This is a genomic window from Arthrobacter rhamnosi (assembly GCF_054510855.1).
In genome coordinates this window covers 1-20165 of sequence record NZ_JBTNDT010000011.1, presented here as the reverse complement: position 1 = coordinate 20165, position 20165 = coordinate 1, and the positions used below count along the sequence as shown (strand labels likewise).

Annotated in this window: 20 protein-coding genes; 4 read left to right on the top strand and 16 right to left on the bottom strand. The window is 70.9% G+C overall.

The window, feature by feature from the left end; genetic code table 11:
- Window positions 1-498 precede the first annotated feature (498 nt).
- Entirely contained in the window at window positions 499-1545 is a 1047-nt protein-coding gene (gene recA / locus ACX80I_RS16475) for a recombinase RecA (protein ID WP_301230059.1), read from the bottom strand.
- 199 nt (window positions 1546-1744) lie between these two features.
- The gene (locus tag ACX80I_RS16470; protein WP_087072153.1) at window positions 1745-1963 is read right to left on the bottom strand and encodes a DUF3046 domain-containing protein; all 219 of its coding nucleotides are present in this window, start codon (window positions 1961-1963) and stop codon (window positions 1745-1747) included.
- A gap of 210 nt (window positions 1964-2173) precedes the next feature.
- Between ACX80I_RS16470 and ACX80I_RS16465 the strand changes: the two genes are divergently transcribed.
- On the top strand, window positions 2174-2683 hold the full coding sequence (locus ACX80I_RS16465; protein WP_459346186.1) for a MarR family winged helix-turn-helix transcriptional regulator: 510 nt from the start codon (window positions 2174-2176) through the stop codon (window positions 2681-2683).
- Between the two features lie 54 nt (window positions 2684-2737).
- On the opposite strand, the gene ACX80I_RS16460 is transcribed toward ACX80I_RS16465, so the two are convergent.
- The 6 genes from ACX80I_RS16460 to dapA form a co-directional block, all read right to left on the bottom strand.
- A complete protein-coding gene (locus ACX80I_RS16460; RefSeq protein ID WP_087072152.1) occupies window positions 2738-3178 on the bottom strand; it encodes a helix-turn-helix domain-containing protein in 441 nt (146 codons plus the stop codon).
- Window positions 3179-3302: 124 nt separating this feature from the next.
- Window positions 3303-3800 (bottom strand): CinA family protein, encoded by a 498-nt coding sequence (locus tag ACX80I_RS16455; protein ID WP_459346185.1) that lies wholly within the window; start codon window positions 3798-3800, stop codon window positions 3303-3305.
- Window positions 3797-4387, bottom strand: a complete 591-nt coding sequence (gene pgsA, locus ACX80I_RS16450) for a CDP-diacylglycerol--glycerol-3-phosphate 3-phosphatidyltransferase (RefSeq protein ID WP_459346225.1) — start codon at window positions 4385-4387, stop codon at window positions 3797-3799. Before pgsA ends, ACX80I_RS16455 begins: the two co-directional genes overlap by 4 nt.
- Window positions 4388-4393: 6 nt before the next feature.
- A complete protein-coding gene (locus tag ACX80I_RS16445; RefSeq protein WP_459346184.1) occupies window positions 4394-7267 on the bottom strand; it encodes an FtsK/SpoIIIE family DNA translocase in 2874 nt (957 codons plus the stop codon).
- A 108-nt stretch (window positions 7268-7375) separates the two neighbouring features.
- The gene (locus ACX80I_RS16440) at window positions 7376-9076 is read right to left on the bottom strand and encodes a ribonuclease J (protein ID WP_459346183.1); all 1701 of its coding nucleotides are present in this window, start codon (window positions 9074-9076) and stop codon (window positions 7376-7378) included.
- Window positions 9073-10011, bottom strand: a complete 939-nt coding sequence (gene dapA / locus ACX80I_RS16435) for a 4-hydroxy-tetrahydrodipicolinate synthase (RefSeq protein ID WP_459346182.1) — start codon at window positions 10009-10011, stop codon at window positions 9073-9075. The genes ACX80I_RS16440 and dapA overlap by 4 nt, the downstream gene beginning before the upstream one ends.
- A gap of 85 nt (window positions 10012-10096) precedes the next feature.
- Between dapA and ACX80I_RS16430 the strand changes: the two genes are divergently transcribed.
- Entirely contained in the window at window positions 10097-11275 is a 1179-nt protein-coding gene (locus ACX80I_RS16430; RefSeq protein WP_459346181.1) for a heparan-alpha-glucosaminide N-acetyltransferase domain-containing protein, read from the top strand.
- A 72-nt stretch (window positions 11276-11347) separates the two neighbouring features.
- On the opposite strand, the gene ACX80I_RS16425 is transcribed toward ACX80I_RS16430, so the two are convergent.
- The 7 genes from ACX80I_RS16425 to ACX80I_RS16395 form a co-directional block, all read right to left on the bottom strand.
- Window positions 11348-11836: a hypothetical protein gene (locus ACX80I_RS16425; protein WP_459346180.1), complete on the bottom strand. Its 489-nt coding sequence runs from the start codon at window positions 11834-11836 to the stop codon at window positions 11348-11350.
- Window positions 11833-12600 carry a 4-hydroxy-tetrahydrodipicolinate reductase gene (gene dapB / locus ACX80I_RS16420; protein ID WP_459346179.1) on the bottom strand — a complete coding sequence of 256 codons (768 nt, stop codon included), beginning with the start codon at window positions 12598-12600 and terminating at the stop codon, window positions 11833-11835. Before dapB ends, ACX80I_RS16425 begins: the two co-directional genes overlap by 4 nt.
- 16 nt (window positions 12601-12616) lie before the next feature.
- On the bottom strand, window positions 12617-13048 hold the full coding sequence (locus ACX80I_RS16415) for a molybdenum cofactor biosynthesis protein MoaE (protein WP_459346178.1): 432 nt from the start codon (window positions 13046-13048) through the stop codon (window positions 12617-12619).
- Window positions 13035-13520, bottom strand: coding sequence for a MogA/MoaB family molybdenum cofactor biosynthesis protein (locus tag ACX80I_RS16410; RefSeq protein WP_459346177.1), 486 nt, complete (start codon window positions 13518-13520; stop codon window positions 13035-13037). Before ACX80I_RS16410 ends, ACX80I_RS16415 begins: the two co-directional genes overlap by 14 nt.
- Window positions 13517-13942, bottom strand: a complete 426-nt coding sequence (gene moaC / locus ACX80I_RS16405; RefSeq protein WP_459346224.1) for a cyclic pyranopterin monophosphate synthase MoaC — start codon at window positions 13940-13942, stop codon at window positions 13517-13519. The genes ACX80I_RS16410 and moaC overlap by 4 nt, the downstream gene beginning before the upstream one ends.
- A gap of 83 nt (window positions 13943-14025) precedes the next feature.
- Window positions 14026-15306: a molybdopterin molybdotransferase MoeA gene (locus tag ACX80I_RS16400; protein ID WP_459346176.1), complete on the bottom strand. Its 1281-nt coding sequence runs from the start codon at window positions 15304-15306 to the stop codon at window positions 14026-14028.
- A gap of 112 nt (window positions 15307-15418) precedes the next feature.
- Window positions 15419-16972: a molybdopterin-dependent oxidoreductase gene (locus ACX80I_RS16395; RefSeq protein ID WP_459346175.1), complete on the bottom strand. Its 1554-nt coding sequence runs from the start codon at window positions 16970-16972 to the stop codon at window positions 15419-15421.
- 235 nt (window positions 16973-17207) lie between these two features.
- Here ACX80I_RS16395 and moaA point away from each other — a divergent pair, with 235 nt between their 5' ends.
- Both moaA and ACX80I_RS16385 read left to right on the top strand, forming a co-directional pair.
- Window positions 17208-18278 carry a GTP 3',8-cyclase MoaA gene (moaA, locus tag ACX80I_RS16390; RefSeq protein WP_459346174.1) on the top strand — a complete coding sequence of 357 codons (1071 nt, stop codon included), beginning with the start codon at window positions 17208-17210 and terminating at the stop codon, window positions 18276-18278.
- Window position 18279: 1 nt separating this feature from the next.
- The gene (locus ACX80I_RS16385; protein WP_459346223.1) at window positions 18280-18531 is read left to right on the top strand and encodes a MoaD/ThiS family protein; all 252 of its coding nucleotides are present in this window, start codon (window positions 18280-18282) and stop codon (window positions 18529-18531) included.
- A gap of 161 nt (window positions 18532-18692) precedes the next feature.
- On the opposite strand, the gene ACX80I_RS16380 is transcribed toward ACX80I_RS16385, so the two are convergent.
- Window positions 18693-20063, bottom strand: a complete 1371-nt coding sequence (locus ACX80I_RS16380) for a M16 family metallopeptidase (protein WP_459346173.1) — start codon at window positions 20061-20063, stop codon at window positions 18693-18695.
- Window positions 20064-20165 lie beyond the last annotated feature (102 nt).

Below are 20165 nucleotides of genomic sequence, written 5' to 3'. Positions count from 1 at the left end.
CAGGCAGGGATCCGTCGCTCCCGCCTGGACCACGCGCTTCGCCCGTGGAGTCCTCCCCTGAGCTGCCACCTCTTCGGCTCGTCGCGGATCGACGCGCCGCTTGGCCACCGGTCGATCCTCGACGTGCCGTCCGGCCACCCGAGACACCACGGGCGCGGCGGCCAGCGCGGAACCCGCCCTCGTCGGCAGAACCGCCGTGGGCAGAGCCGTGATCGACGGGGCCATCGGCGGACGAGCCGACGACGGGACCGAACGGATCATCGGCAGGGGGCCGCCCCGACGATCGCCGGCGACGGCCCGGAGCGCCCCGTCCCGCTCCACCCGCGCTGCGCGCACCGGAACTCGGGGCGCCGAACGAGGCAGACCGGGTCAGCCCCTGTCGCTTCGCCGCAGGCTGTCGGGAAGCCCTGTCGGCATCAGAAGAGCTGTCGGAGCCGAACCGGCCGAACGAGGTACCCCACTCGACCGGCTCGGATCCGGCATCCATTGGCATGCGACCTACTCGCCGCTGACAGCCTTGAGCTTGGGTGCGTCGGGCTCTTCTTCGACCTGCACTCCGATGCCCAGCTTGACCCGGATCTTCTGCTCGAGCTCATCGGCCAGATCGGGATTGTCGATGAGGAACTTCCGGGCGTTCTCCTTGCCCTGCCCGAGCTGGTCGCCGTCGTAGGTGAACCAGGCACCGGACTTCTTCACCAGTCCGTTCTCCACTCCGACGTCGATCAGGCCACCCTCGCGCGAGATGCCGTGGCCGTACAGGATGTCGAACTCGGCCTGCTTGAAGGGCGGAGCCATCTTGTTCTTGACGATCTTGGCGCGGGTCCGGTTACCCACCGGGTTCACGCCTTCCTTCAGGGTCTCGATGCGGCGCACGTCGATACGGACCGACGCGTAGAACTTCAGCGCCTTGCCACCCGTGGTGGTCTCGGGGCTTCCGAAGAACACGCCGATCTTCTCGCGCAGCTGGTTGATGAAGATCGCGGTGGTCTTGGTCTGGCTCAGGCGGCCGGTGATCTTCCGGAGGGCCTGGCTCATCAGGCGGGCCTGGAGGCCGACGTGACTGTCACCCATCTCGCCCTCGATCTCGGCACGGGGCACGAGCGCGGCGACGGAGTCGATGACGACGATGTCGATCGAGCCGGAGCCGATCAGCATGTCCATGATCTCGAGCGCCTGCTCACCCGTATCCGGCTGCGACACGAGGAGTGCGTCCGTGTCCACGCCGAGCTTCTTCGCGTACTCGGGATCCAGGGCGTGCTCGGCGTCGATGAAGGCTGCGATGCCTCCGTTGCGCTGTGCGCTCGCGACGGCGTGCAGGGCCACGGTGGTCTTACCGGAGGATTCCGGACCGTAGATCTCGACGATCCTGCCGCGCGGAAGACCGCCGATGCCGAGTGCGGCATCCAGGGCGATGGAACTCGTGGAGATGGTTTCGATGGGCGCCCTGGTCTGATCACCAAGACGCATCACGGAACCCTTGCCGTACTGCTTGTCGATCTGGGCGAGAGCAGCTTCTAGGGCTTTCTCGCGGTCTGGAGCGGCCATTCTTCACCTCGGTCATTCATGGCCAACCGGCCTGTTTAAGTGTTCGATTCGACTGTAGTAGCCTGCGCCGACAGTTTGAGGTGGGGCCGCCGCTGTGTGCACAAGAGGGCGCCGCCTCCGCCTCCATCATATCGCGGCCCGAACAAGTATTCGATTATTCGATGGGATCAGCGTGTTCCCCCGGGGGCTGTCACCCTGCTCAGCGGGGCTTCACGTCGCGTCCCAGCCAGCGCTCGCGCGGCACGTCCTGTGCCCGGCACACAGCCTCCCAGACCGCCTTCGGATCGACCCCGGCGCCCAGCGCCTCGGAGGCCGTCCTGTCGCCCAGTCGATCGACCACCAGGTCCCGGGCGAGGGTCCGCGAGTACCGCTCGCCGAACTCGTCGTCCATCAATCGCCAGAAATCACTCAGCCGCATCTACAGTTCCCTGCTCTCGTGTATGGGTCGTACGGGCGCAGCCGCACGGCCCCCTGTCCCGCTCATGGGTGGCTCCTCCGGCGGCACGCACGGCAGACCGTACCCGGTATGTGCCCCGGGAACCACCGCAGGTCGTCCCGCCGGGTCGGACCATCGGATCGGACCGGCTCACATGGTGCCACTCCCACCCCGGAACCCTACAATTGGCCCATGAACGCGAAGCCGAGCACCACCCACCCCGGCCCGGGCCTTGCAGCCTACCCCGGGGAAGATGCCGACACCGACGCGGCCATCGAGGCCCTCGAACAGCAGCTGAGCATGCTGTGGCGTCGCGCCAGGTCGAACTCCTACAAGGTGGCCCGTCGCGTGCACCCGGACATGGAGCCGGCCGCCTACGGGCTCCTCGTGATCCTGCAGCGCGAGGGCTCCATGCGCCTCACGGACATCGCGGCGAGCGTCGGCGTCGGCAAGCCCTCGGTCAGCCGCCAGATCGCGATGCTGGAACAGCTCGGGCTCGTGCACAAGGAGGCCGATCCGCTGGACGGCCGGGCCCAGTCCATCTCCCTCACCGACGCCGGTACGCGTCAGCTCGTGGCCGCCCAGACGGCCCGCAAGCAGGCGTTCCACCAGCTCATGGAGGACTGGGACGTGGAGGACCTGACCCGTCTCGGCACGCTGATCGCCCAGCTGAACAGCACCTACACCAAGGACAACTGGTAGGAGACGGCAGGAAGGCCCGTCCCTGAGGGGGCGGGCCTTCCTTGTCGCGGGCGACTAGCGGTTCGTTGCCGCGAGTCCCCGACGGAAATCGTCGTTCAGATCGTCGGTGAGATCCTCCCCGAACTCACGGGAGAACTCCTGGGGGATGGTGTCCGGGATCGACACGCCTTCTGCTTCTGCCAGGCGGTCACTGACTTCCCGCAGCATCGAGGAAAGCGGCACCTCGAGTGCACTGCAGATTGATGAGAGGAGTTCAGAGGATGCTTCCTTCTGTCCACGCTCGACCTCGCTGAGGTATCCGAGGGAGACCCTCGCACTGTGCGACACCTCGCGCAGGGTACGGCCCTGGCGCTGGCGGACGTCACGGAGGACGTCGCCGATTTCATGGCGAAGAACTACCATTTTGCGCTCCTTAGGCTTGCGTTGTGCATCATCCGCCAACCCCACATCACGCCAACGGACAACGCCGTTTACGGATACGGGCTGCTTTACCATCTGTATCGCCTTGCTCCCTCATAAATGCGGCACCGCCGGATCGACGAGTGCCCCGTGATGATGACCTGCCCGATCTGCCTGAGCCTAAGTCGCCAACCCTATCAACGGCCGACAGTGTTTATAACTACCCCCGGCCACTGTTTGTTCCCTTGGACAAAGTCCCGAGGAGCTCGGTAAGCACCGCCTCGCAGGAGGCTGCCCGGATGCTTTCGCGGTCGCCGGGGAAGTGGTGTTCGAAGGTCTCCGTGCCCGCGGAGGACGAGATCGCCGTGAACACGGTGCCCACGGGCTTGCCCCCGTGGGGTGCGGGACCCGCGACGCCGGTGGTCGCGAGGCCGATATCGGCGGAGAACGCGGCCCGCGCGCCGTCGGCCATCGCGGCAGCGACCCGGGGATCCACGGCTCCTGCCGTCGCGAGGAGGTCCGCGTCGACGCCCAGGAGTTTCTGCTTGACTTCCAGCTGATAGGCGACCAGACCTCCCTGGAGGACGGCCGAGGCGCCGGGCACCCCTGCGATCGAGGAGGCCACCAGGCCGGCCGTCAGGGACTCGGCGGTCGCCACGGTGACGCCCAGATGCGTGGCCCGTGCGACCACCTCGGACGCGGCACCGATGTCGCTCACCGGCGGCCTGCCGCCCGGAGGCGGATCGCCTGGAGCACGTAATCGACACCCGTCACCACCGTGATGACGACCGCCAGGGCCATGACCGCTGCGGCGAGCCACCATGCCCAGGCTCCCGCGATGGCCTGCAGCGGGATGAGGAACAGCAGGATGGCAGCTGTCTGGACGACGGTCTTGAGCTTGCCGCCGCGGGATGCCGGCATGACGCCGTACCGGATGACCGCGAAGCGCAGCACCGTGATGCCGAGCTCCCGGACGAGGATGACGACGGTGACCCACCACCACAGCTCGCCCAGGACCGACAGGAGCACCAGCGCCGATCCGATGAGCAGCTTGTCGGCGATCGGGTCCGCGATCTTGCCGAAGTCCGTGATGAGGCCCCGGCTGCGCGCCAGGTCGCCGTCGAGCTTGTCGGTGTAGATGGCCACGACGAAGGTGGCGACCGCGAGCCAGCGGAACAGCCCGGCCCGCCCGTCGTCGAGCAGGAGGAACCAGATGAAGAACGGGACCAGCAGGATGCGCACGACGGTGAGGACGTTCGCGATGTTCAGGACCGGCACCGCCGGGCTCGGGGAGGTACTCACGATGTCAGGCTACCTGCCGGTGAGGTTCCACGCGTCGTTGTCGCCGTCATCGCCGCTGTCCGAACCGTCCGCGCCGTCGTAGTAGTCCACGGCCTGCGCCCGCGAGGCGAGGTCGTCGGCGACGAGGTCGATCGGTTCGGAGGCTGCACGGAGCGCGACCGGGGCCTCGTCGCCGCGCATGGCCGCGAGGACCGGTGCGAGATCGTCGGGCTTGACGAGCACGTCGCGGGCCTTCGACCCCTCCGACGGGCCGACGACGCCGCGTGACTCGAGGAGGTCCATGAGCCGTCCGGCCTTGGCGAAGCCGACCCTGAGCTTGCGCTGGAGCATCGAAGTGGACCCGAACTGGGTGGTGACCACGAGTTCCGTCGCCTGCAGCAGGACGTCGAGGTCGTCTCCGATGTCGTCGTCGATCTGCTTCTTCGGGGCATCGACCGCGACGTCCTCGCGGTACACGGCCTGCAGCTGGCCCTTCACGTGTTCGACGACGCGGTGGATCTCGGATTCCGTGACCCAGGCGCCCTGGACGCGCATGGGCTTCGAGGCACCCATCGGCAGGAAGAGGGCGTCGCCCTGGCCGATCAGCTTCTCCGCGCCCGGCTGGTCGAGGACCACCCGGGAGTCCGTGACGGAGGACGTCGCGAACGCCATGCGTGACGGGACGTTCGCCTTGATCAGGCCGGTGACGACGTCGACCGACGGCCGCTGCGTCGCGAGCACCAGGTGGATGCCGGCGGCACGTGCCAGCTGCGTGATCCTCACGATGGAGTCCTCGACGTCGCGCGGCGCGACCATCATCAGGTCGGCGAGCTCGTCCACGATGACCAGCAGGTAGGGGTAGGGCCGCACGACCCGCTTGGACCCCTCGGGCGGGACGACCTTGCCGTTGCGGACCGCCTTGTTGAAGTCGTCGATGTGCTTGTAGCCGTAGTTCGCGAGGTCGTCGTAGCGCGTGTCCATCTCCCGGACCACCCACTGCAGCGCCTCCGCGGCCTTCTTCGGGTTCGTGATGATGGGCGTGATGAGGTGCGGGACGCCCTCGTACGCGGTGAGTTCCACCCGCTTGGGGTCCACCATGACCATGCGCACCTCATCGGGGGTGGAGCGCATCAGGATGGACGTGATCATCGAGTTCACGAAGGAGGACTTGCCGGCGCCCGTAGCACCCGCGACGAGCAGGTGCGGCATCTTGGCGAGGTTGGCGACGACGAAGCCGCCCTCCACGTCCTTGCCCACTCCCATCACCATCGGGTGGTCCGTCTTGCGGGCGTTGCCGGAGCGCAGCACGTCGCCGAGGGAGACGGTCTCGCGGTCCGTGTTGGGGATCTCGATGCCGATGGCCGACTTCCCCGGGATCGGTGACAGGATGCGCACGTCCGAGCTCGCCACGGCGTAGGAGATGTTCTTCGACAGGGCGGTGACCCGCTCCACCTTGGTGCCGGGTGCCAGCTCGATCTCGTAGCGCGTCACCGTGGGGCCGCGGGAGAACCCGGTGACCTTGGCATCCACGTTGAACTGGTCCATCGTGTGCGTCAGGGCGGCGACGACGGCGTCGTTGGCCTCCGACCGCTCCTTCGGCGGGGTGCCGGCGGGCAGGTAGTCCGACGGCGGCAGCGTGTAGGCGACGTCGCCGGCGAGCTGCAGCTGCTCCGTGCGCTGCGGGATCGGCGTGGGCGGGACCTGCGGCTGCACGGGCGTGGAGGGGACGATCAGCGCCTTCGCGGCGGGAACGACGTCGATGGCCTCCGTGGCGCCCTCCGGAGCGCGCTCCGGCGCCTCGGGCACGGGCGGGCGGGCAGCCTGGGACCGCTTGAGTTCCTCGGCGGCGAGTTCCTGCTTGGTGGGTCGACGGACGCCCGGGGGGACGGCTGCCTCCGCCTCGCGGGCGCGGCGTTCCTCGTCCTCGATGACGGCGCGCTCGAACGCCTCGTCGCCGACGTACCCGTCCCAGTCGGCGTCGTGCCCGGCCTCCTGCTCGGCGTCGAAGGGGGCCTCCTGCTTGTCCTTGCCGAAGAGGCGCTTGCGCTTCTTCGGTTCGGGCTTGGCGGTGGCGCCGTGCGTCTCGTACAGGTAGCTCTGGTCGTGGCCGTCGTCGCGGTGGTTCCCGGCGCCATCGGGGTCCTGGCCCATGAGGTGCTCGTAGAGCGTGCGCAGGCGGCCCGGGATGTGGCGGAAGGGCGTGGCCGTGACGATCAGGAGCCCGAGGAAGATCGCCGCCGCCAGCAGGACCCCGACCGGCCAGGCCGTGAGGACGCTGCTGAGCGGACCTGCGGCGAGGAAGCCCGCGACGCCGCCTGCACGCCAGAGCGCGTACAGCCCGTCCGCGAGGCTAGGCCGGCCGCCCACGAGGTGCGCGATGCCGGAGCCGGCGAAGAGGATCACGAGCAGCCCGATGGCGATCCGGTTGTTGGCCCGGTGGCGCTCCGGATAGCGGAACAGCCGGACGGCGCCGATACCGAGCAGGAAGGGGACGAGCAGGGCCATCCAGCCGAAGGTCCCGCCGGCGGCGGCGTGGACGATGTCGGCGGCGACGCCGGTCAGCGCCCACCACTCGACGGCCGCGACGGCCAGGGCGACCAGGAGGAGGAAGAAACCGGAACCGTCCCGGCGGAGCTCGCGCTCCGGGCTGACGTCGTGCCCGAAGGTGCGGACGCCGGAACCGACGACGTGCGCCATGCCCATCCAGACCGCCCGGACGGCCCTCACCGGAAGGGCCTGGCGGTCCTCCGGTTCCGGCGGGGCGGGGAGCGGACGGGTCTTCGCCGCGGTCCGCGCCGTCCCCTTCGCCGGGGCCTTGCTCCGGGAGGGTCCTGCAGCGGCGGTCGCTCCCTTGCTGCGGGTCTGGTGCTGGCCCCGCGGGGCAGGGGACGTTCGAGTGGCCATGCTCCTCACGGTACCCGACGAAGCCCCCTGAACCTCGAATTCCCGCACGCTGCAGCGCCCCTCACGGGTGGGCATGACCCGCAGGGCCCGGCGGCACGGAAGGGCGTGTCAGGCCTCGAGGACGACGGGGATGATCATCGGGCGCCGGCGGTGGCGCCGGTTGACCCAGGTGCCGACGACGCGGCGTACCACCTGCTGCAGTTGGTAGGTGGTGTGGTCCTGGTTGTTCATGACGGCCTCTTCGAGGGCCTCGTTGATCCTCGGCTTGATCTCGTCGAACACGGAGTCGTCCTCCGCGAAACCGCGCGCGTGGATGTCCGGTCCGGACACGATCTTCCCGGTGGTGCGGTTGACGACGGTGATGATCGAGATGAAGCCCTCCTCCCCGAGGATCCGGCGGTCCTTGAGGTCGGCGTCCGTGATCTCGCCGACGCTCGATCCGTCCACGTACACGTACCCGCACTCGACGGCGCCCACCACGCGGGCCCTGGCGTCCACGAGGTCGATGACCGAGCCGTCGTCGGTGAGCAGCACGTTCGACGCCGGGACGCCCGTCTGCTGCGCCAGCCTGCCGTTGGCGATGAGGTGCCGTGTCTCGCCGTGCACCGGCATGACGTTCTTCGGCTTCAGGATGTTGTAGCAGTAGAGGAGCTCGCCGGCCGCGGCGTGGCCTGATACGTGCACCTTCGCGTTGCCCTTGTGGATCACGTCGGCGCCGAGCTTCAGGAGCCCGTTGATGACCCGGAAGACGGCGTTCTCGTTGCCGGGGATGAGCGACGACGCGAGGATCACGGTGTCACCCTTGCCCACGGTGATGCGGTGGTCGCCGTTGGCCATGCGGGACAGCGCCGCCATGGGCTCGCCCTGCGAGCCGGTCGACATGAGGACCACGCGCTCGTCGGGCAGGTCGTCCAGGTTCTTGATGTCCACGAGGATGCCGTCGGGCACCTTCAGGTAGCCGAGCCGGGCCGCGATCGCCATGTTGCGCACCATGGACCGCCCGGCGAAGCAGACGAAGCGCCCGTGGGCGTGCGCGGCGTCGAGCACCTGCTGCACGCGGTGCACGTGGGAGGAGAAGGACGCCACGATGATGCGCTTGCGGACCTGCCCGAACAGGTTCTCGAGGACCGGGCCGATCTCGCGCTCCGACGTGGTGAAGCCCGGGACGTCGGCGTTCGTCGAGTCCACCATGAACAGATCGACGCCCTCCTCGCCGAGCCGGGCGAAGGCGCGCAGGTCGGTGATGCGCCCGTCGAGCGGGACCTGGTCCATCTTGAAGTCGCCCGTGTGCAGGACGTTGCCCGCCTCGGTGCGGATGAACACCGCGAGGGCATCGGGGATGGAGTGGTTGACCGCGACGAATTCGCACTCGAAGGGCCCGAACTGCTCGATCTGCCCCTCCGACACCGTGAGGGTGTAGGGGCGGATCCGGTGCTCCTGCAGTTTCGCCTCGATCAGCGCGAGCGTCAGCTGGGATCCGATGATGGGGATGTCGCCCTTGAGGCGCAGCAGGTACGGGACCGCCCCGATGTGGTCCTCGTGGCCGTGCGTGAGGACCAGCCCGACGACGTCGTCGAGCCTGTCCTCGATGTAGGAGAAGTCGGGCAGGATCAGGTCCACGCCGGGCTGGGTCTCCTCGGGGAACAGGACTCCGCAGTCGACGATCAGGAGCTTTCCGGAGATCTCGAAGACCGCCATGTTGCGGCCGATCTCCCCGAGCCCGCCCAGCGGCACGATGCGCAGGGTTCCCGGCTCGAGGGCCGGCGGCAGGACCCGGAGTGCCGGTCCGACGCCGGCCGCGTCGCTCATGCCCGGACGCCCTCGCGGCCGCCGAGCGCGTCGAGGTCCCAGCCCGCCTCGGTCAGGTCGGCGAGGACGGGGGCCAGTTCATGCTCGTCGGGCTCGACGAGGGGCAGGCGCACGACGGCGTTCGGGATGGCGCCCTGGAGGTGCAGGATGTGCTTGGCGGACACCGCGCCGGGGAGGTGCGTCATGACGGCCCGGATCACCGGGTCGAGGTCGAAGTGGATGCGCCGTGCCTCGTCGAAGTCCCCCGCCGCCGCGGCGTCCACCAGGCGGCGGAACGCGGCGGTCGCGACGTGCGCGCTGACGCTGACGACGCCGACGGCCCCTGCCGCCATCCAGGGCAGCGTGAGCCCGTCGTCGCCCGAGTAGACGTCGAGGTCGGTGCTGGCGAGGACCCGCGTGACGGCTGCGAAGTCGGCCTTCGCATCCTTGAGCGCCAGGATCCGGGGGTGCTCGGCGAGGCGGAACATGGTCTCGGTGGTGATGGGGATCGCGGACCGGCCGGGGATGTCGTAGATCATGATCGGCAGGTCGCTGGCCTCGGCGACGGCGGAGAAGTGGGCAAGCACACCCGCCTGGGTCGGCTTGTTGTAATACGGCGTCACAACGAGCTGCGCGTGGGCGCCTGCACGCTCGGCGCGCCGTGCCATCTCCACCGAGTGCGAGGTGTGGTTCGTCCCCGTGCCGGCGATGACGCGGGCCCTGTCCCCCACGGTCTCCACGACCACGCGGTAGAGGTCCTCCTTCTCGGAATCCTCCAGGGTGGAGGTCTCCCCCGTGGTACCCGAGACGACCAGGCCGTCGCAGCCGTCGTCGACGAGCCGTGCGGCGAGGGCGGCGGTGGCATCGAAGTCCACGGAGCCGTCGGCCGTGAACGGGGTGACCATGGCGGTCACGAGCGAGCCGAACGGGAGGGTACGCGAGGGGGTTTCAACCATGGGTAAAACGTTACCCGGTCGAGCGGCGCCCGGTGGGCGTGCGGTTCCGCAGGAGGGGCAAGAGTGCCTGTGGGACGATGACCGGATGCACACCAAGCCCTCCCGACGGTTGACCGGGATCGACGCGGCCCGGGGCGTGGCGCTCTTCGGGATGATGAGCACGCACGTCCTCCCGCTGTACAGCCCGGGCACCACCGAGGCCACCTGGACGGCCCTGCTCTTCTCCGGTCGCGCGTCGGGCCTGTTCGCCGTCGTCGCCGGCATCGGCCTCGCGCTGCTGACGGGCGGACACGCCCAGCACCGGGACCGGACGCTGTCCGCGGACCGCCGCGGCATCGCGGTCCGTGCGCTGGTGATCGCACTGATCGGGCTGGTCCTCGGCGGTGTCGAGACGAACATCGCCATCATCCTCTTCCACTACGGCGTGCTGTTCCTGGTGGCACTGCCGTTCACCGGGCTCAGGGTCCGGGCGCTCGCGGCCTGGGCGGCGGGCTGGCTGCTGCTGGCTCCCGTCGCGGCCTACCTGCTGCGCCCGGTCGTGGCCGCCGCCGTGGACCCGCCGTCGCTCGGCGCGAATCCGATCTTCGAGCACTTCCTGGAGTCGGGGACCCTCGCCGCGGACATCTTCCTGACCGGCTACTACCCGGTGCTGCAGTGGCTCGGCTTCCTCCTGGTGGGGATGGGGATCGGCCGGCTCGACCTCTCGCGCCTCGGCATGCAGCTGGCCCTCCTGGGGGCGGGGGCCTCCGCGGCGATCGGGGCCAAGCTCCTCAGCGCCCAGCTCCTGGGGCCCGGCGGAGGCCTCGCGGCGCTCCTGCAGACACCCGACGGGAGCCGCTATCCGCTGGAGGCGATGCTCGACGTCGGGCTGGCGGGTGTCGATCAGTCCGGGTCCTGGTGGTGGCTGGCCGTCAGCGCCCCCCACTCCGGAACCACCCTCGACCTGGTGCACGTGGCCGGGTCCGCGGCGGCCGTCGTCGGCCTGTGCCTGCTGCTGACGCGGCGGTTCCCCTCGGCCCTGCTGCCCCTGTCGGCGCCCGGGGCGATGACTTTGACGCTCTACAGCCTGCACGTGTGTGTGATGAGCTGGGCGGACCAGCTGGACCCCCTGCCCGACCCGATGCAGCTCTTCTGGCTGCAGGTGGTGGGAGCGGTGGCGATCGGCCTCCTGTTCCAGCGCGTGGGGTCGCGCGGACCGCTCGAACTCATCGCCTCCGGTGCCGCCACGGCGGCCCGCGACGGCGGAGCCGACGTACGGCGCTGACCCAGGGGCTCAGCGGGACGTGCCCGCGGGATCGGCCCGCCGCCGCTCCCAGGAGAGGTGCCCTGGGGACGCTCAGCGGGACGTGCCCGCGGGACCCTGTCTGTACAGCTTTCCGGCGTCGCGCATCGCCTGCCGGGCCCGCTTGCGGTCGCCGGCGGCGTCGTAGGCGTAGGAGAGCCGGAACCAGCTGCGCCAGTTGTCGGGGTGGGCCTCCGTCTCGGCCTGGTAGGCGGGGAAGGCGGCATCCGCCGCGGACCGCACGATCCGGCCGGAGGGTGTCCTCGGGAGGTCGTCGACGGGCAGGCCGCCCTCGCTCTCCAGCTGCCGGGCCATCCTCTGCGTCTGTGCCCCGAAGAGGAGTTCGCGGATGAGCGCCCAGGCGCCGATGCACGGCAGGATCAGGTAGCCGGCCCCGATCGCCTTCGCCAGGAGTTCGGGCGCACCGAGCAGCAGGAAGCTGCGCTGGAAGGACACGGCGAGCCAGAAGACCAGGAGCACCGTGACGAGCAGGACGCCGAGCTTGACCTTGTGCTCCCGGTAGAACCCGGCCGCCGTCCTCATCGGCCGGTTCCCGGCAGGTCCAGGTAGCCGTCCAGTCCCACGGTGAGCCCAGGATACCGGGCCACCGAACGGATCCCGAGGAGCACGCCGGGCATGAAGGAGGCCCGGTCGAAGGAGTCGTGCCGGATGGTGAGCTGCTCCCCCGGGCTCCCGAGCAGGACCTCCTGGTGGGCCGTGAGCCCACGGAGGCGCACCGAGTGGACGGGGACGCCGTCGACGCTCGCACCCCTGGCGCCGTCGAGCTGGTCCCGGGTCGCGTCGGGCGCCTCGGCGATGCCGGCCGCGGCGCGGGCCGCGGAGACGAGCTGCGCGGTCCGCACGGCGGTGCCGGACGGCGCGTCCACCTTGTCCGGATGATGCAGTTCGATGATCTCGACCGATTCGAAGTAGCGTGCCGCGCTGGCGGCGAAAGCGGTGGCGAGGACCGAGCCGAGCGCGAAGTTGGGGGCGATCAGCACCCCGGTGCCGGGGCTGCCGGCCAGGAGTTCCCCCAGCCGGTCGAGGCGCTGCGGGGTCCAGCCGGTGGTGCCGACGACGGCGTGCATGCCGTGCTCGACGGCGAAGGCCACGTTGTCGAAGGTGGCGTCCGGGACGGTCAGGTCCACGACCACGCGGGCCCCGGCCGACACGAGGGTCTCGAGCGGGTCGCTGCTGCCGAGCGCCGCCACGAGGTCGAGGTCGGCGGCGGCGTCGACGGCCCGGACGGCCTCGGATCCCATGCGCCCCCTGGCGCCCAGTACGGCCACGGGCAGTAGTTCAGTCATGCCGTCCAGCCTACTGTCAGGCCCCTGCGCCGACCCATTCCACGCTGCCGTCGGTGAAGAACTGCTCCTTCCAGATGGGGACGCGTTCCTTGACGAGGTCGACGAGGTCCGAGCACGCCCGGAACGCCTCGCCGCGGTGCGCCGCGCCGACGGCGGCGACGAGCGCCTGGTCGCCGATCGCGAGGGGACCGACGCGGTGGGCGACCCAGATGCGGATGCCGTCATGGCGGGAGGCGATCTCCTCGGCCACCTCCCGGATGACGCGCTCCGCGCTCGGATGCGCGGAGTAGGTCAGGGACACCACGTCGCGTCCGCCGTCGTGGTTCCGGACGACGCCGCTGAAACCGACGATCGCTCCGCAGCGCGGGGAGTCGACGCCGGCATGCGCCTGGTCGGGCGTGATGGGGGTGTCCGCGACGGCTGCGTGGACGACTTCACCGGTGGTCATGGGAGCCCTCCAGTTGGGAGCAGATGTGGTCGATGAGGGGTGAGAGCACGGCGAGTCCGTCGCGGACGCCTCCGGGCGAACCCGGCAGGTTGACCACGAAGGTCGAGCCGGCTGTGCCGGCGAGGCCGCGGCTGAGGACGGCGGTCGGGACCTTCTCGGAGCCCGCGCGGCGGATGGCCTCCATGATGCCCGGGAGGCTGCGTGAGAGGTAGGGCACTGTCTGTTCGGGCGTGGTGTCGTCGGGGCTCAGCCCCGTCCCCCCGCTCGTGATGAGCACGGCCGGCCGGGCCTCCAGGGCGGCACCGATCGCCGATCCCACGGCATCGCCGTCGGGGACCACGACGGCGTCGGCGACGGCGAAGCCGTGCTGGTAGAGCCATTCGGCGATGGCCGGCCCGCACTCGTCCTCGTAGGTGCCGGCGGCGGCGCGGGTGGAGGCGATGACCACGGCGGCGGGGCGGAGGGTTGTCATACGCTCCAGTCTCCGCTCTTGCCGCCGGACTTCGATACCACGCGCGTGCCGTTGATGACGGCGCGCTTGTCCACGGCCTTGATCATGTCGTAGAGGGTCAGCGCCGCCACCGACGCCGCGGTCAGGGCCTCCATCTCGACCCCGGTCAGCGCGGTGGTCTTGACGAGGGCCACGATCCGGACGGTCCCGCCGTCGGGTTCGAAGTCCACCGTCACCTTGGCGAGCGGCAGGGGGTGGCACAGCGGGATCAGCGTGGAGGTCTGCTTCGCGGCCATAATGCCCGCGATGCGCGCGACGGCGAGGGCGTCGCCCTTGGGCAGGCTGCCCTCGGTGATGAGGGCGACGACGTCGGGCGTGGTCTCGAGGGTCGCTTCCGCCACGGCCTGGCGGGTGGTGGCCTGCTTGCCGGAGACGTCGACCATGTGGGCCGTGCCGTCCGCGCGGACGTGGGACAGGCCCTCGGCGGAGGATGGGTTCACGATGGGATCCTTTCTGCGGGGTCCATTCAATCAGGAACTGCCGGCCCGGTGGCGGGCACGTCCCGGACGGCGAAGGGATCCGCCGGTACCGGCCCGATGAGCGTGACCCCGACGGAGTCCCCCGCCGCCAGCGACCCGACACCCTCCGGCAGGTGGACCAGGCAGTTGGACGCCGCGAGGGCGTGCAGCAGGTGGGAGCCCGGGCCGCCCACCAGCGCGACCTCGCCGTTGCGGTAGAGGCCGCGCCGGACCTGGTGCTTGGCCTCCGGACTCCGGACGTCCTCGACCAGGACGGCGTCCAGGACGAGGCGGGGAGCCGGGGCCCCGGTGACCCGGGAGAGGGCCGGGCGGAGGAACATCTCGAAGGAGACCAGGGCGCTGACCGGGTTGCCGGGGAGCCCGAGGAACGGCATGCCGGAGAGGGTGCCGGAGGCCTGCGGTCCCCCGGGCTGCAGGGCGACCGAGCAGAACTCCACGCTGCTGTCGGCCAGGGCCTGCTTCACCACCTCGTACGCTCCCTGGCTGATCCCGCCCGTGCTGAGCACGAGGTCGGTGCTGCCGGCCGGAATGGCAGCGAACGCATCCCGGAGGAGCGCGGGGTCGTCGCCGAGGAGCCGGTGGCGGGTGACGTCGGCTCCCGCGTCACACAAGGCTGCCTCGAGCAGCGTGGTGTTGGCGTCGTAGATGGTCCCCGGAGCGAGCGGCGCGCCGGGCTCGGCGACCTCGTCACCCGTGGAGAGGAGCAGCACGCGGAAGCGCGGGCGGACGGGGACCCTGGCAACACCGCAGCCCGCTAGCAGCCCCAGCTGCGCCGGCCCGAGGAGCGTCCCCGCCGGGAGTGCGGTCTCGCCCTCGGCGATGTCGCTGCCGGCCCGGCGCACGAACAGTCCGGCCTCGACACCACCCGGAAGTGCCACGGTCGCGCCGCCCGCGCGCTCCGCGGCGGAGTAGAACCGGGGAGGGTCCGCGCGCTCGATGGGGACGACGGCGGCAGCACCTGGAGGCAGCATCGCACCCGTCATGATCGGCGCTGCCGTTCCGGGCTCGAGGGCGGGCGGTACGAAGCCCGCGGGGATGGCGTCCACCACCACCAGCCCTGCCGGGTCGGCGAGGTCGGCGGCGTGGACCGCGTACCCGTCCATCTGCGAGTTGTCGAACGGCGGCAGGCTCACCGGCGCCCGCACGTCTTCTGCCAGGGCGCGGCCGAGCGCGTCGGCGAGAGGGAGCACCTCCGGGCGGCCGGCGTCGTACCCGCTGCGCAGGAGCCCGGCGACGGCGGCCTGGTGTTCGGCGACGGTTCTTCTCATTCCTGCCTTTCGGGCATCGGCCGGCCCTCGTTCCATGCTGTCCGGTCGGTCCTGCACGTCGTCGCGCACATCGTCGTCCGGGGACGCCGGGCCCAGGAGGGTCCGGGGTGGCCTAGGTCACCGTGAACGTTACCGTGTGCAGTCCCTCGGCGCCGTCCGGGGCGGGGGCCACGACGGCGTCGGACTGCACCCCTCCCCTCCGGTCCGTGGCGCGGGCCTGCACGGTGTGCCGGCCGGCGCTCAGCCGCAGGGTCGCGCTGTACTGGCACCAGGTGTCGGCGGAGATGGGCCTGGCGAGGGTCGCGCGCTGCCAGGCGCCGCCGTCGACCCGCACCTCGACGGCCCCGATGCCCCGGTGTTGCGCCCAGGCGACTCCCCCGACGACGACGTCGCCCGCGGGAACGCTCGCGCTCGGTCGCGGGACATCGATCCGGGAGGAGGTCTTCACGGGGCCCCGCTCGGACCAGCCGCGCGTGGACCAGTACGCCGTGTCGTCGGCGAAGCGGGTGACCTTGAGCTCCTCCACCCATTTGGTCGCGGACACGAAGCCGTAGAGGCCCGGGACCACGAGCCGGACCGGGAAGCCGTGCTCGATCGGCAGGGGCTCTCCGTTCATGCCGACCGCGAGGAGGGCGTCCCGCCCGTCCGTCAGGGCTTCGAGCGGTGTGCCCGCGGTGAAGCCGTCCACGCTCCGCGAGAGCACCATGTCCGCTTTGGGACGTACTCCTGCCCGTGCGAGGAGCTCCCGGACCGGAAAGCCGAGCCAGCGCGCGGTGCCCGTAAGGTCCCCGCCTACGGGGTTGGACACGCACGCGAGGGTGACGTGGCGCTCGACCAGGGGCAGTGCGAGCAGCTCGTCGAACGTGATCACGACCTCGCGCTCCACGAGTCCCGTGACCCTCAGGGACCAGCGTGCCGGGTCCACGACGGGCACCACGAGGGCCGTGTCGATGCGGTAGAAGTCGTCGGACGGCGTCACGAGGTCGCTCAGTCCGTCGATCCCCAGGTCCGCTCCCTCCGGCACGAACGATCCCTCCGGCGGGAGGACGGCGGTCTCCGGCGCGGGAAGGGTGATCGAGGAGCGCTGCACGGTGACGGTGGACTGCGTCGACCGCACGCCCGTCGCGGCGGCCCCCGTGGCGGCCGCGACGACGGCGGCGCCGCCGGCTCCCTGCAGGAACCGGCGGCGGGCCGGCGCGGAGTCCCCGCCGTCGGTTCCCGCCCGGGCGCTTCGGGCCCACGCGCGGAGCGCCTGCACGAGGGCACCCAGGACGAGCGCCGCCACCACCGCGGCGACGACCGGCCCCGCGAAGGACACGAGGGAGGACTGCGGCCGCGATGCCACAGCGACCACGCCGACCACGCCGAACCCGACGACGATCGCCCGTCCCGTGAACGCACGGCGGTATTCGAGCACCCCGGCGGCGACGGCGATCCCGGCGATGAGGACGGCGATCGTGACCAGGAGGACGGTCTTGTCCGCGGTTCCGAACCAGGCGATGGCCCAGTCCTTCACCCCCGGGGGCAGGAGATCGATCACGGATGAACCGACAGCGCTCACCGGGGTGACGGAGGGGCTCAGGGCGGCTGCCGCCAGCTCTCCGGCAATCACGCCCAGGCCCACCGCGAGGACGCCCGAGGCCGCTGCCCATGTCCGCCGCCGCATTCTTCCTGCCTTCCGTCCGGGCCCCGGCGACGGCACGCTACCGGGCAGGGACAGTCCTCCTGGTACACGAGCGCCGGAGCACCCAGGTTCCCGAGGCAGGCACGGGGCCGTGCCGGTCCTGCCGTGCCGGTCCCTACCGTGTCCTGCCCCTACCGTGTCCGGGCGGGCTGCGGAAGACGGCGCCGTGCAGCGCCACGGCTAGGGCCGCCGGCTGTGGAGGGCGTACGCTCGTTGCATGGGAATCCAACTGGGAATGCCGGGACCCGCCCGCGGGGCTCAGGCCTCCGGCCTCCTGGACGCCCACGGCAGGCAGGCGACGGACATGCGCCTGTCGCTCACGGACAAGTGCAACCTGCGCTGCACCTACTGCATGCCCGCGGAGGGCCTGAACTGGCTCCAGAAGGACCAGGTCCTGTCCCGTGCCGAGATTGTGCGCCTGGTCCGCATCGGCGTCGACGAGCTCGGGATTCGGGAGCTGCGGCTCACGGGCGGGGAGCCGCTGGTCCGGGCCGACCTGCTCGACATCATCCGGGACATCCGCGCCGCCCACCCGGAGCTGCCCATCTCGATGACGACCAATGCGCTGGGCCTCGACCGCCGCGCCGTCCAGCTGAAGGAGGCCGGGCTCACACGCATCAACGTCTCCATGGATTCCTTGCACCCCGGGACCTTCGCCCAGCTGACCCGCCGGCCGTTCCTCGACCGCGTGCTGCGGGGCATCGAGGCGGCCGCCGACGCCGGCCTCGGGCTCGTCAAGATCAACGCGGTGCTGATGCGCGGCATCAACGACCACGAAGCGCCCGACCTCGTGGAGTGGGCGGTGGCACGGGGCTTCGAACTGCGGTTCATCGAGCAGATGCCCCTGGACGCCGATCACGGTTGGACCAGGGAGGGCATGGTGACGGCCGCCGAGATGCGCGAACTCGTCGAGACCCGCTTCGTCCTGACCCCTGATCCCCGCAACCGCGACGGCGCCCCCGCGGAACGGTGGGAGGTGCGGGCTCGATCCGCCCCCGACGTCGTCCTCGGCACGGTGGGCATCATCGCGTCGGTGACCGAGCCGTTCTGCGCGGACTGCCGGCGCACGCGCGTCACGGCGGAGGGCAAGGTCATGAGCTGCCTCTTCTCGCGCGAGGAGACGGACCTGAGGGACCTGCTGCGGTCCGATGCGGGGGACGCGGCCGTTGCCCAGCGCTGGCGCGACGCCATGTGGCTCAAGCCCCGGGCCCACGGCATGGACCACACGGGGCTCGGCGCCGTGGACTTCGTCCAGCCGGACCGATCGATGAGTGCCATCGGTGGCTGATGTGCTCGTGAGGTATTTCGGGGCGGCCAAGGCCGCATCGGGCGTCGATGAGGAGCGCCTGCCGGGCGGGCGCGCCCTAGCCGTCGTGCTGGCCGACCTGCGGGAACGTCCGGCCGTGCCGGGCGGGCCGTCGCTGGCGAAGGTCCTGGACCGCAGCAGCTTCCTGCTGAACGAGATCGCGCTCCGCGACCCCTCGACCGTCCTGCGCGACGGCGACGTGCTGGACATCCTCCCGCCCTTCGCCGGAGGGTAGCGCCGGTCGACGCCGGGGCTCAGCGCCGGTCGACGACGGGGGTCAGCGCCGGTCGACGACGGGGGTCAGCGCCGGTCGACGACGGGGGTCAGCGCCCGCCGAGGGTCAGCGCCGCTCGTCGCGTTAACCCCTGTTGTGACGGCAGGGCCGGCCGATCCGCCCTAGCGCGCGAAGTCGGCGGCGGAGTCGAACGGCCCGACGACGACGGTGGTCCGCGGAGCGGCCGCGAGCTCCTGCGCCAGCGCCTGGACCTCCTCCGCCGTCACGGACCGGATGCGGTCGAGGGAGGCGTCCATGTCGACGAACTCGCCGGACACCAGCTCCGACCGGCCCAGCCGCGACATGCGGGAGCTGCTGTCCTCGAGTGCCATGACCAGCCCGCCGGAGAGCTGTCCGATCGCCTTGCGCAGTTCCTCGGCGTCGATGCCGCCCGCGGCCAGCCGGTCCAGTTCCGCGCCGAGGAGGTCGATGACCTGCCCCGTCTTGGCCGGCGAGCATCCCGCGTACATCCCGAAGTAGCCTGCGTCGGCGTAGGCGGCCGAGAAGGAGTAGGTGGAGTACACGAGGCCGCGCTTCTCGCGGACCTCCTGGAACAGGCGGGAGGACATGCCGCCGCCCAGGACGGCGTTGAGGACGCTCATGGCGAAGCGGCGCTCGTCCGTCGCGGTGAGGGACGGGCAACCGATGAGGATGTTCGACTGCTCCACGGCCCTGCGGATCACGTGCACGCCCGTCGCCCCCCGGACCGGGACCTCGGTGGCAGCACGGCGGGGAACGGGCAGGGCCCCCTCCTCGAGCGCCCACCCGGCGGACACGAGGGCTTCCTGCACGAGCCGGCAGACGACGTCGTGGTCCAGTCCGCCGGCCGCTGTCACGACCAGTTCCGCGGGCGTGTAGTACCGCCGGTAGTGGGCGAGGACGGAGTCCCGGGGCACGGCCCGGATGGCCTCGGGGGTACCGCCGATCGGGCGTCCGAGCGGGTGGTCCCCCAGCACCAGCTCGACGAACTTCTCGTGGGCTACGTCGGCGGGGTCGTCGCTGTCCATCGCGATCTCCTCGAGGATCACGTCCCGCTCCTGCTCGAGCTCGTCGGGGTCGAGGACCGCGGAGGTGACCATGTCCGCGATGACGTCGATGGCCATCGGCAGGTCGGAGTCGAGCACCCTCGCGTAGTAGCAGGTGTTCTCCTTCGCCGTCGCGGCGTTGGACTCGCCGCCGACCTCGTCGAAGGCGGACGCGATGTCCATGGCGCTGCGGCGCTCGGTGCCCTTGAACAGCAGGTGCTCGAGGAAGTGGGTGGAGCCGTGCTGGCCCTCGGCCTCGTCCCGGGAGCCGACGCCGACCCAGAACCCGATCGTCGCCGAACGCTGCCCCGGCATCGCCTCGGTCAGCACCCGGACACCACCGGGGAGGACGCTGCGCCGGACGACATTGCCGCCCGGGTCCCCGGCCACGAAGGTGGGATCGGAGCCGTCGCTGCCGGGACGGGGCGTCGGCAGCAGGGGCAGGGACACTATGGAGGACAGGGGCATCCTGGTCTTTCTGGTCGGTCGGGGGAAGAGCAGACGGCCCCGGGGGGGGGGAGGATGGTGGCGTGGTTGCTGTGGGGGCGGGTGCTCTTGTTAGAGGGGGGG